The organism is Allocoleopsis franciscana PCC 7113 (genome assembly GCF_000317515.1).
GTDB classification, from domain to species: domain Bacteria; phylum Cyanobacteriota; class Cyanobacteriia; order Cyanobacteriales; family Coleofasciculaceae; genus Allocoleopsis; species Allocoleopsis franciscana.
Map to the genome: position 1 here is coordinate 6,388,295 of NC_019738.1, position 14,310 is coordinate 6,402,604.

Sequence of the window (14,310 nt, forward strand, 5' to 3'; positions counted from 1 at the left end):
ACGCGAACAGCCTTCAACTGTGTGAGCCAATGATTCATCATCAACCCGTCGTCTCAGAGGCTTTCTCCACCCTCTTAGGGCAAGAGCAAGCGATCGCATTATTGCAGGGAGCGATCGCCACGAATCGCATGGCTCCAGCTTATCTGTTTGCTGGCCCTCCTGGCGTGGGACGGAGTATGGCAGCCAAGTCATTCATAGAACTCTTTTTTTGTCAAGCCCTCCCCCCGGAAAAGCAACCATTAGTACAAAAACGCCTGCGGCAAGGCAACCATCCCGATGTGTTTTGGGTGGAGCCAACTTATCTCCATAACGGTATTCGCTTGTCGCGTCAGGAGGCCGCAGAAAAAGGTCTTCAGCGCAAGGCACCGCCGCAAATTCGTCTGGAACAAATCCGAGAAATAGCCCAATTTCTCAGTCGTTCAGCGCTGGAAGCCTCGCGCAAGATGGTCGTGATTGATCAAGCAGAAACTATGGCAGAGGCCGCTGCTAATGGCTTGCTCAAGACACTGGAAGAACCAGGACAAGGCACATTGATTTTAATTGCCCCCAGCGCGGAGTCATTGTTGCCAACCCTCGTCTCTCGATGTCAGCGGATTCCGTTTTATCGACTAGCGCAGTCCCAGATGGAACAAGTATTACGGCAAACGGGACATGAGGCTATTCTCAATGAGCCATCCATTTTAGCGATCGCTCAAGGAAGTCCAGGGGACGCGATCGCCTCCTTCTCTCAACTCCAATCAATCCCCGAACCCTTGCTAGAAGCCGTCAAAAAGCGACCCAAATCAACCCGCCATGCACTAGAACTCGCCAAGACAATTGCCCAATCCCTCGATACCGAAGCACAACTGTGGTTAGTGACGTATTTACAGCACTGTTACTGGCAATCCCAGCATCAACCCGCCATGATCCAACAACTAGAACAAGCTCGAAAATACATCCTCAGCTACGTTCAGCCGCGATTAGTCTGGGAAGTAACCTTATTGGAATTGATTAAAAACTAAAGTAAAAGCACAACAATAGCATCTTTGTATAAAACCGCTTCACTAGGATACGAGCGATTGGCTCTGTAATACATTCACTCGAAGAAGCATCCAATGTTGTTAATACATGGGATGCTTCGGTTATAAACTTTGAGGCTAGCTCGACTAGTGCATCCCGGCAAAAGTTTCTGACCACCTCTGTGCAAGCAGGGGAGCGGGGGAGCAGGGGAGCAGGGGAGCAGGGGAGATTTTAGCTGGTCAGTTATTTCTGCCACCCTGGTCTAGGATGTTTTAAACTGCCATAGTTGCAAGCTGTCTCATAGAAATGTAGTTGTATCGTTCTAGCTCAGCGATCACCTTGCCAACGCTTTCTTCAATGCTTTCCTTTGCCGTGTAACAGATCACTTCCGGATTGAGAGGTTCTTCATAAGGGTCATCAATGCCAGTAAAATTCTTAATCTCGCCCGATCGCGCTAATGCATACAGACCCTTAACATCGCGAGATTCACAAACCTCTAAGGGTGCATTCACATACACTTCCATAAAGCTCTGTGTCATCTCCCGAATCTCATTGCGGATGGCGCGGTAGGGACTAATGGCAGCCGTGATCGCCACGACGCCATTACGGCTGAGCAGGTTGGCCACAAAGCCAATCCGACGAACGTTGATATCGCGATCCTGCTTACTAAAAGTCAAACCTTTAGATAGGTTGGTACGCACAATATCACCATCGAGCATTTCAACTTTGCAATGACGGGCTTTAAGCTCATGTTCAACGGCTTTGGCAATGGTAGTTTTGCCTGAGCCACTCAGACCTGTAAACCACAATGTGACTCCTTGATGCTGCATAATTCATTAGCTCCTGGAATGTTAATTAAGCAATGTTACTGTTAGCTTTGAATCGGCTCAATGCTACAACCAAAATTTCAGCAAGTTCTGGTTGAATAAACAAACTATTTTTGGGGAACTTTATGAAGACACTTGAGAAAAAGGACAACACTACCCTAAACTTCTGTCATTCAACTAGCAGTAGAACTCTAATCAAGCCATCTGATGAACGTTCTTGATATTTTTTAATTCCTCAGGCTTGTCTTGCAATAACCGTGCTTTCAGCATATTAAGATAAGTAGCCCTAAACTTCCTTAGCTGATAATCCTGTGGCGCATTTTCTCTCAGCTCTATCCATGCCCGTTGTTTTTTTACTTCGCTCCGCGCTTGAAGGTTTTCGCTCATTTCCTCCGTAATCTTCGCTTTGGCAGGCGTCATTTTTTCATAGCCGTAGTAATCCATGTAATCTCCAGCAATTGTCTCAATAATTTCAATATCATCCATACTCATGGACTTTTTGAACTTATCGATATAAGCCGGAATCGGCGGGCTGGAGTTGGTTTGCCATAGAGCTGACAAAACAGAAATATTTTTGGCTTCCTGAGAAGCGGAAACATCAAGCATTGAGTTTAAGAACTCTATGCCAAAAAATTGGCAAATTTTACGCAGAACCGCTTCCTGATTAACCAAGAAATCCTCGTATCTGATGGTTAAAACTTTATCGGGATATTTTTGAGCCAGATCCTTAGCCGCATCTTGGGCTTTCACCCAGGTTAGGGTGTTCAGCAGTGTATCAAAATCATGAATGATGGCGCGATTAATGCTATTAACCTGAGCACGCGGGTCGCGAACCACATGCAAAAATAACAGGTCATCGAATAAGGAAATTAACTCCTCAGCATAATGGACATTATCAAGAGACTTATCCATTACCACCTTAGCGTTATGTTTTTGTCCAGCCTGAAACAACATCTCCCAGGCAATAGAATGGACACTGCGCGGACGATTTTTGACAGCCTCGAAAACAGAAATTGGGTCTAAGGCTACATTATCCCACTTGACCATCGTGGCATTTTGCAATCCAATAAGGTCGATAACTAACTGAAAGTAAGTATAGTCATTGGAAAGGTCTCCATAAAGTTCCACAAGCGGCATAAAGTCAACGATATGCAATGGATAAGGAGAATAAAAATCTGGACTGAAGTTCAATCGTAGACGGAGGGCATGACTACCACAACGTCTAATTGGAATCATCAAAATCGGCTTGGGTCGTTGAGCTACCTGATTCGTATTCTGACTTGTTGACATGGAAAACCTCCAAACTCTATGACTGAAATTTACTGATTGATTAGCTTCTTTACGCTTAGGATTTGTTGAGAACTATACTAATTTATTTGTAATTTAAAAAGACCATACTTTTGGTATATATTTTTATTTTTCATCCAACTATATAGATAAGTTTTTGAATTACAAATTCCATAATTACTTCCATACTTATGAATAACTATCGACTTATTTAAGTCTTATTAAATCTTTTAAAAACCTGTAAATAAGCAGCAATTCTTAGTTAATAAAGTATGAGTCCAGCTACACCAGCTACTGGTATAATCAATGCCACTTCTACCCGAAAGTGAAGCAAGGCAAGCAATGCCGCAGAGAGGATAACGACAGAACCCCAGTGCTGAGGCATTGTACTACCAACCACCAGGGCAGCCGCAATGATCATGCCAACAATAGCTGGTCTTATCCCTCGCATTACAGCTTGAAATACAATTGAGTTTTTGAGGTAATCTAGAAAACGGATACCCATTAACATGAGGAAAGCTGGAGGCAAAAACATGCCGACAGTAGCAGATATAGCACCCAGCAGTCCGGCAACCTTATACCCAATAAAAGCGGAAGTGATTAAGATTGGGCCTGGTGTAATTTGACTAATGGCAAGACCATCAATAAATTCCTTATTTGTTACCCAAGCTTGGCCATTAACGACTAAATCCTGGATGATGGGAATAAACACGTAGCCGCTACCGAATAACGTTAAGCTCATGACGGCAAAGGTGGCAAACAAGTTTAGAACTAGTGCGGGCTGCACAGTGAGTAGCCATATAGCGGGTAGTGACGATACTGACAGCAACTTGCTTGAACCTTGAGGCTCAGCCTGAGACGGCATGACTAGTTTTGGTTTTGAGGGTTCTGGTGGTGTAGTTTCCGAATTGTGGAACAGTAACCATCCAGTTAAACCAGAGCTTAAAACAATCCCAATAGTGCTGTAAAAACCACCAATTCCTAACAACACGATACAGGCGACTAGGCTAATGACAATCTCTGGCACTCCCTTAATCGTTTGCCGACTCATGCTCCAAGCGGCTGAAATAACAATCGCAACCATGGCTGGGGTAAAGCCCATGAAAAGTCTATCTACCATGGGAATTTGACCCCACTGAAAGTAGGCAACACTCAGCGCTAAAACTAACACAAATGTTGGAAGTAAAGCTCCAAGCCCACAAACTAAAGCACCTTTGATACCGCGTAAACGATAGCCTACACCAATCACTACATTAAAGGCCATTGGGCCAGGTAGCACAGAGGCTAAGAATATGGCATCAAGAATCTCTTGTTCCTCAAGCAAATTATTTCTTTTGACGTAATTCTGAATAACTGCAATGAGTGGCATAAAGCCTCCCCAAGCAGTACTGCTGATTTTCAAAAATGTCCAGAACAGTACTCTTAAGGAGGAGCTAGAACTCCTCTGATTTGATTTCATGGGTAGATGACTCTTGATGCCCCTAATGAATGAATTCTTTAGAACTATTGCCCAAGTTTATATACAGCTTTACAGGCGAAAAGTTCGGGCTTTAATTGACAGATAAATTTCTAGTTTTGTATGAAGCCTTTCCCTCCCAAGGAATTTTTGCCAACTCTACTATAATTTACTGTTGAGGTCAAGTCTCACTGGATTAGGTTACTTTATTTGCGAACTGGAATGTATTTACGTTAGCAACTTTAGATAGCATACAAGAGAGTAATTAAGCTTTGGTTAATACCTTCTTAAGTGGTCAATGTACCATACGAAAACCTTGTTGATTTGTAGCACAATTGACCAATTCTGTCTTTACTCACTCTAACCTAATTTAGAGAGTTATTAATCTCCGGTTTTCCGATGTATTTTTAGTATTTTGTTTGGAACTCAAGTGCTCTGTTAGTCAATGTATGGGAGGACAACTGCAATATCTTGACTAATTGCTTGGTGGTAATGCGGCTCTAGCGGCTCAATCGTTAAGTGTTTGGCTACGCTAATTCGTTTTGGCATTGCTCAGGGAAAGCACTCTCTCGTTTGAGCGTAAGGGATTATGCGGACATGATATGACTCGATATAATAAGCAACAAAAACGGCTATAAATGTCTGATAATCCGACAGGGATTTCCCCCCGCCACAACTCTTTCAGGAATATCTTTGACCACCACACTTCCAGCGGCAATAGTCGTGTGATCTCCAACGGTGACTCCCGGACAAATAATCGCCCCGCCTCCAATCCAAACATTGTTACCAATACGAACTGGAGCCGCCAATTCTAAACCCGACAAACGAATTTCAGGGTCAGTGGGGTGAGTAGCCGTGTAAATCTGAACCGCAGGAGCACACAGTACATTATCCCCAATATGAACTGAACAACAGTCTAAAATTATGCAGCCAAAGTTCATATAAAACCCCTCACCTGCGTAAATGTTGTAGCCGTAGTCGCAATAGAACGGTGGTTCGATTTCCAGAGTTGACCCTACAGTGCCGAACAACTCTCGAAGCATTTGGACCCGCTTCTCACTTTCTTGCTCCGTCGTAGCGTTGTATAGGCGAGTCAGACGACGTGCGTTGTGGCGTTCTGCTACCAGTTCAGGGTCGGTAGAACGATAGAGTTCACCAGCCAGCATTTTTTGTTTTTCCGTTTTATCCATTGCCATAAATTGGGAGCAATTTATTCTCTCAATAAAGTTTTTATTGTAATTTTTACAATAGCATTTATTTGAAGATTAACCTCTCCAAAATGTTTAATTAATCTGCATAAATGCCCTTCCTCAATCAGATAAGTATTCAGATGGATTCTAAGGCTTAATGAGCAATAATCAAAACGTAAAAGCTATGAACAAGATCATCCAAGTTACTCTACTTACGTTAGCGCTCACACCTTCATTGCTGGTCTTTTCGCCAGTTGCACAAGCGGGCAAAAACCAAGCGAAAACCAGACGAACAACTATTTGCCGTCCTGTCCAGCAAGTGAGAGTGATTAAGGACGGTGCCGATCACCCCGCTGCCTACAGAGACGGCTATCGTGAAGGACAACGAAGCGCTCGCAAAAATGATGCTTATAAACCTCGTGACGTTGGAGGTGAATTTGCTCGTGGTTTTGAAGATGGTTACTATGGTCAGCCCTTTGCAGGTCAGCAATATGTAGTGGCTGACCGCTTAGAGACTTACACTACACAACAATGCGAGACTATCACCATACATCAGAACTAAATTAAAGTTTTTCCAGGCTGGAAAACTTCAAATGGCTGATAGATGGGTCGTTTTATTTCACCTGCGTTCTCGCTTGTTTAACCATATCAATTAAGGTGTGATGGGCATCTTCAGAATCTTTGAGAACATGGTCGAACTCAATCCGTAGGGGTATGGATTCACTCTTGATTTGCGCTACCAAATTCATCCCTTGAGCATCAATTGAGAGCATTTGTGCCTCTTTGGTATCAGGGGCATTGCCAAAGATGCGAGCGTAAAGAGCGATTGCATCGGCATGGTCTTCATTCATGTGCTTGCAGATACGCTCACTCACTTCAGGTGAAAATGGGTCTGACATATTTATCCTCGTTTAATGAGTACGATTTTTATTGTTAATTATCGCTGTAATTGATTGACAAACTCAGCGACAACTGACACAAATTCTGGGGTTGACTCATAGGGCAAAACATTCCGACCTAAGATTTTACGCGCCTGTCCTTGGGGTAGATGCTTGACGTACTCCGCCATGCGTTCCTCTGGTGTTTCCGCTTTCCCCTCTCGACTAATGCTCGATGCTTGATTTCCCACCACGACTAAAGTTGGTTGAGCAATAGAAGCGATCGCATCCTGATAATCCTGCCGCCAAAACCCTGCCAGGAAGGAAAAAACGGCGTAGCGACTATCGGGATTCACCGCACCATTCTCCAGGGTATCTAACCATAAAGCATCGATTTTAGAGGATTCAGCAAATAACTGACGTTCTGAAAATGAGCGCAAAAATTGACGACGGCGGGCATAGCGATAAAAAGCATTCCCCACCGGAGAGTCTAGGATGTTCCAAGCCAGTTTGTGCTGCCAAGCGGGAGTCTGTGTCGTGATTAATGACCAAGCCGGAGGGCCAGATAGCACGACTCCTTGAATATAATTCGGCTTTGTTTGCCGTTGGATCAGAGCAAGGGCTACAGGTAATTCAGCCCCTTGCACTAGCAAAATCACCGGTTTTTGCACCACCGTCTGCAAAAAGTATTGCAACTGAAGCGCCCAATCAGACGGAATATATGCCGCACGAGGCATCTCACTCTCGCCACATCCAAGCAAATCGGGGTTATAAATCGGATTATTATGACCCGTTTGACGCCACTCCCGGCAGAAGCGATGCCAAAAGTAGCGTGATAGCCCAACCCCAATCGGATGGAGCAATACCAGAGGAATGCCAGAGTCAGCCATTGGTTGGCTAGGAGAATAGAATTCGTAAGCACAGCGATAATCCTGCCAGGTATAAAACCGCGAGGGGGGTAAAGCTGTTGTCATCTCTTCCGTTTGAGGTGAATCTGAGATGGGAGAGTTCGGTATCATAGTTGCTATCGGAATCGGGTTAGTGTCGGCGTGCCGAGAAGAGAGCAAACACGCCCGTTACGCCACTCCCCTAGATTACCGTCAACTTGCTGTTCCGGTTAAATCAGACTGGCAAGGAGTCACAAACTACCCCAAGCCTCTATTCCCACCGATTCCAAGCTTAATAAAGTTGCATTAACTTTGTTGCTGATGTCAGCGAAGTGCAATAAGATACAGATAGGTAATACAAGTTATACACGAGTATTACTTGAAGAAAAAGTCACACATGATCAAGTTGACATGAGTTCGTCAGGAAATGAGCTGTCTACTAGTAAGGTTTAATTTCCGTCGAATTCACCTCAACTCATTCAATCATGTTGTCGATCTCCCGAAACATTGGGAATTGCATCTGTTATCTAAGTTAAGCGCTGGGAAAAACCAGTATTGACCTCACGGTAAGTAGTGAATATCCGCGTTTAACTCCCTTAAGGACGATTTAGCAGAGAACTTCAAGCCTCAACAAGCTAAATCGTCCTTGGATTGTGCAGCATCTAAAGAACGACTTGTAAGAAGCTTCTTTGGTTGCATTTGGTTACAAAAGCTACAATTTTGTCGGGTTGATTTCTCTTTTTTGGGGAAGATGGATACCTCCAAGAGCTACGGCCTGAGGGAAGAAAGTTGAGCTAAGCCCATGCACCCACCTTAACCTCAGTGGGTTCGGAATGAACGGCAACAGAAGCGGTTGTATGATCACCGAATATCGGCTTATCGGTGTTGAGGATCTCTAAGAGAATCTTGAAACTTTCTGCATCTAGATCAATCGTGCGATCTCTTTCGCCATCAAAATAGGTGAACCAAAAGTGTCCCTTGTTATCTTGGGGTCTCCACAAAGCTTGATAGCTAGTAATGCGTTTCATTTCCATTGGCGGCTTCCTTGCATACCCCTCTAGTCTCTTCTTTCTCAGTGTAGACTTATGTTGAGATTTCATGAAGAAATCTTGTGAAATATTAAAGATTATTTAAATGACGGCATCAGCTTTGCCAGCACCTGTACTTCAAATGGGTTTGAATGGCGTGCCTTACCCGTTTTTATGCAGATAGATTCACCCCCAGAAATTTTTCAAGATTTGATGAAAATTGCTGGTATTGGGGCTAATCTCAAGCCTTAAACAATAGTGTACAATGTGTATAATTTCAGTAATACAAGTCATACACTAGGAGTAAAAGTTCAGTTTAAGCCGCTGTCCAAAACCTAAGTATTCCATGTTGAAGCGTAAGCAGGGTGTTGAACAATAACATCCAGATTGCCTACTGCGCGAAAAAAAGGGTGTCACACACAACAGAGATGATTGAATGCCCTGATGCTTGTATTACTGGTAGAAATCATCCTGGATTGTGCAACACCCCAAGCACGTCTCTTTTACTATTTTCTGGCTAAAGAAACTCAACTGCAAGTGCTAAGAGCTTACCGTTGTTACGAACAAGCCAATAACCTTAAGATGCTCCTGGGTTAAGCCCAAGCTCCTACTTTGAGGTCAGTCGGCTCTGAATGCACAGCAACCGCTGCCGTGGTGTGATCGCCGAAAACGGGCTTATCGGTATCGAGAACTTTCATCACCGTTCTGAAGCTGTCGGCGTCTAAGTCGTGTGTACGTTCTCTATCACCATCAAAATAGGTGAACCAAAAGTGACCTTTGTTCTCTAAAGGTCTCCATAAAGCTTGATAGCTGGTAATGCGTCTCATAGAAATAGTCTGGGTCATAGGATTGAACACCCTTAAAGTGTCTTTTCTTTAAGTGTATAGATATGTTACAAGACGAGAGATGTCCTGCTGAGTGACTCAATTTTAATTCGCCTTTTTAGGAGGCTACTGCATCCCGGCAAAAGTTTCTGACCACCTCTGTGCAAGCAGGGGAGCGGGGGAGCAGGGGAGATTTTAGCTGGTCAGTTATTTCTGCCATGCTGCACGACAAAGCTCATCCGGTTTAAGAAAGCGCGTAAGCGATCGCTTTTTGGCTGAGTGAGCACCTCTGGCGCTGTTCCTGCTTCTGCCACGCGACCTCGTTCCATAAAGATTACCCGATGCGCCACCTCACGGGCAAACTGCATTTCGTGAGTAACCACCACCATTGTCATTCCTTCTTGGGCTAATTGCTGCATGACTTGCAGCACCTCTCCCACCAGTTCCGGGTCGAGGGCACTGGTGGGTTCATCGAATAACATAATCTGAGGGTTCATACACAAGCTACGCGCAATCGCTACCCGTTGCTTCTGTCCACCCGACAACTGTTCTGGATAAACCTCTGCCTTCTCGGCTAAACCCACCTTTTGTAGATAAAATCTCGCCTGTTCATCCGCTTCCTGACGAGACTTACCCAACACCTGACGTGGAGCTAGCATCAAGTTTTCCAGCACACTTAGATGGGGAAACAGGTTAAACTGCTGAAAAACCATACCGACTTGAGTCCGGAGACGCCGCAACTGCTTCTGGCTGAGAAGGGGGTGGGATAAATCGATTTCGTTAACCACCAAACGCCCTTTATTAATTTTCTCTAAACGGTTAAAGCAACGTAGCAGCGTACTCTTGCCACAACCAGAAGAACCAATAACCGCAAGAACTTCCCCCCGCTGGATTGAACCGCTAATCCCTTGTAAAACTTTGAGAGAACCAAAGCTTTTCTCGATGTCCTCAAACACAATGGCTGGGGTGGAATCCTGCATCGCTGAGTTCCGTATTTTGATTTGGGTGGGTATTAACTAAAATTTCATCTTAGCGAGCTTGCTGCCATTTGTGATTATTCTTACAATTAACCACCTTAAAGACACTGCACAGTAATTTTTAAGATTGATTCACCAGCGAAGTTAGCACGATTCAACGTTGCAATTAACAGTTGGTGTGGGATGAAAAAAGGAACATAACATAAATGCATAGATTCATTCCGTCTCGTCATTTACGTCAGAGTCTAATTTTCAGCTTAAGTTCTTTGCTCATTTTGTGCATTGTCGTTTTCACTGCCACTGCTATCTATGCCCAAGAAACGCTCAAAGTGGCAACAGAACCCGCTTTTCCTCCTTTTGAATCCCAAGCAAAAGATGGGGGATTAGAAGGTTTTGATATTGACTTAATGAAGGCGGTGGGACAAGCAGGGGGCTTCAAGGTCGAATTTCAGAGTTTACCGTTTGATGGGATTATCCCGGCATTGCAAGCCAATACGGTAGATGCGGCGATTAGCTCGATTACCATTAATCAAGAACGTAGCCAAACCATATCCTTCTCGCGACCTTATTTTAAAGCCGGATTAGCGATCGCGGTTAAAGCCGACAACCCAAATATTACCTCTCTCGATAGCCTGAAAAACAAGAAAATAGCTGTACAAATCGGTACTACGGGAGCACAAGAGGCGCAAAAAGTTTCGGGTGCCCAAATTCGTACATTTGATTCCGCCCCCCTTGCCCTTCAGGAATTGCTCAATGGGAATGTGGAAGCCGTCCTGAATGATGCCCCAGTAACCCTCTATGCCCTCAAAAGCAATAACCTCAAAGGACTCAAAGTCGTTGAGCAACTACTAACCGAAGAATACTATGGCATTGCCACCTCAAAAAATTCTCGTCATCTGGCGGCTATCAACCAAGGTCTGAGTACGATTCTCAACGATGGCACCTACCAGCAAATCTATCAGAAATGGTTTAATGCCACACCCCCCCAACTGCCAGAAACCGTTAACTTTGGTGAATCAACGTCCTCCATTCCAGCGTCCAGCGTTGTTATCAATGCCCTCCCTAACTTGTTAAAAGGTGCCCTAGTTACTCTTCAACTAACTGCCTTTTCCGTCTTCTTGGGAATGATTGCGGGTTCTCTGTTGGGTATTATCCGCCTCTCACCCATCAAACCTCTGCGTTGGGCGACTATCGCTTATATTGACTTCTTTCGGGGTACACCCTTGCTGGTGCAGATTTTGATGATTTACTTTGGCATACCCGCCTTACTCCAAGGGTTGGGTATAGAATTCAGTATGAGTCGTTTGAGTGCGGCGGTGATGGCGCTAACACTCAATAGTGCTGCCTATTTGGCGGAGATTGTTCGGGCGGGTATCCAATCCATAGAAATCGGGCAATCTGAAGCGGCGCAATCCTTGGGACTAGGGGACGTACAAACTATGCGTTATGTCATCTTTCCCCAAGCCTTGCGACGGATGTTACCCCCTTTAGGAAACGAGTTTATCACTCTGCTGAAAGACACGAGTTTGGTTTCGGTGATTGGTTTTCAAGAACTCTTACAAGAAGGTCGGTTGGTTATCGCTAATAACTATCGTGCCTTTGAAATCTATGCCGCCGTAGCTTTAATTTACTTAGTTTTAACGTTACTTTCTTCCCGATTTTTTAGTTTTTTAGAACGTTGGATGAATCCTGCCAATCGGTCAACAAAAAGAAATACTCAACAGGCTAGAAATTAAAACCTGTTGAGAAAAAGAAGGGGCAATCACGACCGGAACTCATACGAGGAGATTGCCCCTAATATTAATGAACCGGCGCTTTAGGCTTGATCCATGACTTCTTTAGCTTTGTCTTTGAGGTCTTCTTTCAGATGCATTGCTTGAGCTTGGTCTTGCTTGGCTTGACCTTCAGCTTTGTCTTTTGGATCGCCAGTAATTTCACTAGCGGCTTCTTGAATTTTGCCTTCAATATTCTTAGCGGTAGCTTCTACACGATTTTCAATGCTCATGTTAGACTCCTGTATTAACTAATTTTAAACAATGGATGAAGTAGATAAACCGATAAGATAAAGAACCCAAAGCGTCTGAGGTCGTAGTTTTATTTCCCCTTAAGCTTGGATATGCACAGTTCTTTTAACCGATTTACCATCTACTTTCTAGTATGCAAAATCCAAATCCTAGCGACCTCTTCCAGTAGTTAGATCTATGAGTTCATCCTTTGCCTATCGCTAGTTGTAGTTTTTGTAGAAGAATATAAAAATTATTAACTAATAACTAATAACTGTGCTGATGCGTTAAGCCCATCCTTGCTTGACAGCGTTCCACATAAAGTTTGGCAACGGAGTCATCGAGATTTTGGTCTACCACCTGCTGGAAATAGTCTAAAGCACGGGCATACTCCTCTTGATGCCATGCCTGAATGCCAGAGTTGTAACAGGATAAAGAATTTAATTTTGCCTGATCCAACCCATGAGTCAGTGACCCAAAAATTTCGTAAAGTTCAAGAACCACACTTTTCCCGCGCGGCGTTACCCGGTCAACCCAGCGCTTTTGATAAGGCTTTTGTGGAAGGTAAGACGAGAATTTATGATTGTTTTGGATTTCACTCTCAGGGCTTGTGAAACTGGCCTTGGCATTTGCAATTGTTGTCTCACTCGCCAGGATTGAACAGCCGTAAAACTTGGTTAATTCCTCCAATCGCGCCGCTGTGTTCACGACATCACCAATGACCGTCGAGTCCATGCGATGATCAGAGCCAATCGTGCCAATCAATCCTAAGCCAGTGTGAATACCCATGCCTACCTTAATCGGCTTTTGCAGGTTATATTGGGCGCTATCTTTATTAAACTCATCCAGATTTTGTAGCATCCCTATCGCCGCATTCAAAGCATCTGCGGCGTGGCATTCAACGCGGTCAAACACAGCTAAAATAGCATCTCCCAAGAATTTATCAACAAAGCCATGATGATTATTTATGGCCTGACTCATTTGAGAAAAAAACGCATTCAACCACTCAAATGTTTCTCGGATAGATTGAGATTCTACAATTCCGGAAAATCCCCGAATATCGCAAAATAAAACAGTAAACTCTTCTTCTCTGGCATTTCCTAACTGAATGGATTCGACTCCTTTGGGAGCAATTCGATTAAGATATTGTTCGGGGACGAACAATCGAAACTTTTCAGATATGTAGTCGTTAATTTCCCACGCTTCGGCAATTTGCTGCTGAGATTCTTCTTTAATTTGTTTGCTAACTTTTGATTGTATATGTTGTGAACGCAGCTCGTTTAATCGCAAAAGACTAGAAATTTTGGTTAACAATAATTGGATATTAATGGGCTTCGTGAGATAGTCATCACCCATCATGGACAATCCGCGCAACCGTGAATTTTCATCATTTAAAGCCGTTAGAAAAATCACAGGGACTGTTTGGAATCTCACATCTTCCCGTAATCGGCGGCAGATTTCAAAGCCGTCCATTTCCGGCATCATCACATCCAGGAGAATTAAGTCCGGAATTGCTTGATTGGCTACTTCTAAGGCTTCAATTCCTGATGTTGCTAAAAGAGGCGTGTACCCTTCACTGATTAATATTTCTTCTAGCAGAAGTAAATTAGTCGGGTCATCATCGACTAACAGGATATGAACCGTAGGGTTTGACATAGACTTGAAAAATATTAAGAACAATCAAATTGAAGGATGAAATCTGAAACATCAAGGATAAAGGATAAAAATTTACACGTTTCATCCTTCACATTTCTGGCTCATTATCTAGATGCCCCTGAATTGATTATATTTTTCTGCCTTGGCTTTTCCCACGACAGCTATAAATAAAATTACGGTAAGCCTCTAGCCCATTCTAGTGATTTGTGCGGGTGGTGAGACATCATTTTCTATTACTTCATCACCCTGATTTTGATATCTCTACCCGTCCCAACCAATGTTGTGAATGACGACTTGA

At 43.8% G+C, this 14,310-nt stretch carries 15 protein-coding genes; 4 read left to right on the forward strand and 11 right to left on the reverse strand.

What is annotated here, in order from left to right; genetic code table 11:
- The first annotated feature begins 29 nt into the window (after positions 1-29).
- Positions 30-1,001 carry a DNA polymerase III subunit delta' gene (holB, locus tag MIC7113_RS26240; protein ID WP_015185227.1) on the forward strand — a complete coding sequence of 324 codons (972 nt, stop codon included), beginning with the start codon at positions 30-32 and terminating at the stop codon, positions 999-1,001.
- 270 nt (positions 1,002-1,271) lie between these two features.
- On the opposite strand, the gene cysC is transcribed toward holB, so the two are convergent.
- The 4 genes from cysC to MIC7113_RS26260 all read right to left on the reverse strand — a co-directional run bounded on the left by cysC (position 1,272) and on the right by MIC7113_RS26260 (position 5,759).
- On the reverse strand, positions 1,272-1,829 hold the full coding sequence (gene cysC, locus MIC7113_RS26245; protein ID WP_015185228.1) for an adenylyl-sulfate kinase: 558 nt from the start codon (positions 1,827-1,829) through the stop codon (positions 1,272-1,274).
- Between the two features lie 192 nt (positions 1,830-2,021).
- Entirely contained in the window at positions 2,022-3,116 is a 1,095-nt protein-coding gene (locus MIC7113_RS26250; RefSeq protein WP_015185229.1) for a sulfotransferase, read from the reverse strand.
- Between the two features lie 259 nt (positions 3,117-3,375).
- Complete coding sequence (gene chrA / locus MIC7113_RS26255) at positions 3,376-4,572, reverse strand: chromate efflux transporter (protein WP_041780230.1); 1,197 nt, start codon at positions 4,570-4,572, stop codon at positions 3,376-3,378.
- A 629-nt stretch (positions 4,573-5,201) separates the two neighbouring features.
- Positions 5,202-5,759 (reverse strand): sugar O-acetyltransferase, encoded by a 558-nt coding sequence (locus MIC7113_RS26260; protein ID WP_041781301.1) that lies wholly within the window; start codon positions 5,757-5,759, stop codon positions 5,202-5,204.
- A gap of 184 nt (positions 5,760-5,943) precedes the next feature.
- Between MIC7113_RS26260 and MIC7113_RS26265 the strand changes: the two genes are divergently transcribed.
- Positions 5,944-6,321 (forward strand): hypothetical protein, encoded by a 378-nt coding sequence (locus tag MIC7113_RS26265; protein ID WP_041781302.1) that lies wholly within the window; start codon positions 5,944-5,946, stop codon positions 6,319-6,321.
- 52 nt (positions 6,322-6,373) lie between these two features.
- On the opposite strand, the gene MIC7113_RS26270 is transcribed toward MIC7113_RS26265, so the two are convergent.
- From MIC7113_RS26270 to MIC7113_RS26280, 3 genes are all read right to left on the reverse strand, one after another.
- Positions 6,374-6,658 carry a DUF2470 domain-containing protein gene (locus MIC7113_RS26270; protein ID WP_015185233.1) on the reverse strand — a complete coding sequence of 95 codons (285 nt, stop codon included), beginning with the start codon at positions 6,656-6,658 and terminating at the stop codon, positions 6,374-6,376.
- Between the two features lie 38 nt (positions 6,659-6,696).
- On the reverse strand, positions 6,697-7,611 hold the full coding sequence (locus MIC7113_RS26275) for an alpha/beta fold hydrolase (RefSeq protein WP_015185234.1): 915 nt from the start codon (positions 7,609-7,611) through the stop codon (positions 6,697-6,699).
- A gap of 707 nt (positions 7,612-8,318) precedes the next feature.
- Entirely contained in the window at positions 8,319-8,558 is a 240-nt protein-coding gene (locus MIC7113_RS26280) for a hypothetical protein (protein WP_015185236.1), read from the reverse strand.
- 438 nt (positions 8,559-8,996) lie between these two features.
- On the opposite strand from MIC7113_RS26280, the gene MIC7113_RS36875 reads away from it, so the two are divergent.
- Positions 8,997-9,149, forward strand: a complete 153-nt coding sequence (locus MIC7113_RS36875) for a hypothetical protein (RefSeq protein WP_015185237.1) — start codon at positions 8,997-8,999, stop codon at positions 9,147-9,149.
- Here the strand turns inward: MIC7113_RS36875 and MIC7113_RS26285 are convergent.
- Positions 9,146-9,397, reverse strand: coding sequence for a hypothetical protein (locus MIC7113_RS26285; RefSeq protein ID WP_015185238.1), 252 nt, complete (start codon positions 9,395-9,397; stop codon positions 9,146-9,148). The two genes, MIC7113_RS36875 and MIC7113_RS26285, sit on opposite strands and share 4 nt — an antisense overlap.
- 182 nt (positions 9,398-9,579) lie before the next feature.
- Positions 9,580-10,356, reverse strand: coding sequence for an amino acid ABC transporter ATP-binding protein (locus MIC7113_RS26290; protein ID WP_015185239.1), 777 nt, complete (start codon positions 10,354-10,356; stop codon positions 9,580-9,582).
- Positions 10,357-10,559: 203 nt separating this feature from the next.
- On the opposite strand from MIC7113_RS26290, the gene MIC7113_RS26295 reads away from it, so the two are divergent.
- On the forward strand, positions 10,560-12,089 hold the full coding sequence (locus MIC7113_RS26295) for an ABC transporter permease subunit (protein ID WP_015185240.1): 1,530 nt from the start codon (positions 10,560-10,562) through the stop codon (positions 12,087-12,089).
- Between the two features lie 80 nt (positions 12,090-12,169).
- Here the strand turns inward: MIC7113_RS26295 and MIC7113_RS26300 are convergent, their stop codons facing one another.
- Complete coding sequence (locus MIC7113_RS26300) at positions 12,170-12,358, reverse strand: CsbD family protein (RefSeq protein ID WP_015185241.1); 189 nt, start codon at positions 12,356-12,358, stop codon at positions 12,170-12,172.
- A 265-nt stretch (positions 12,359-12,623) separates the two neighbouring features.
- The gene (locus tag MIC7113_RS26305) at positions 12,624-14,012 is read right to left on the reverse strand and encodes a response regulator (RefSeq protein ID WP_015185242.1); all 1,389 of its coding nucleotides are present in this window, start codon (positions 14,010-14,012) and stop codon (positions 12,624-12,626) included.
- Positions 14,013-14,310 lie beyond the last annotated feature (298 nt).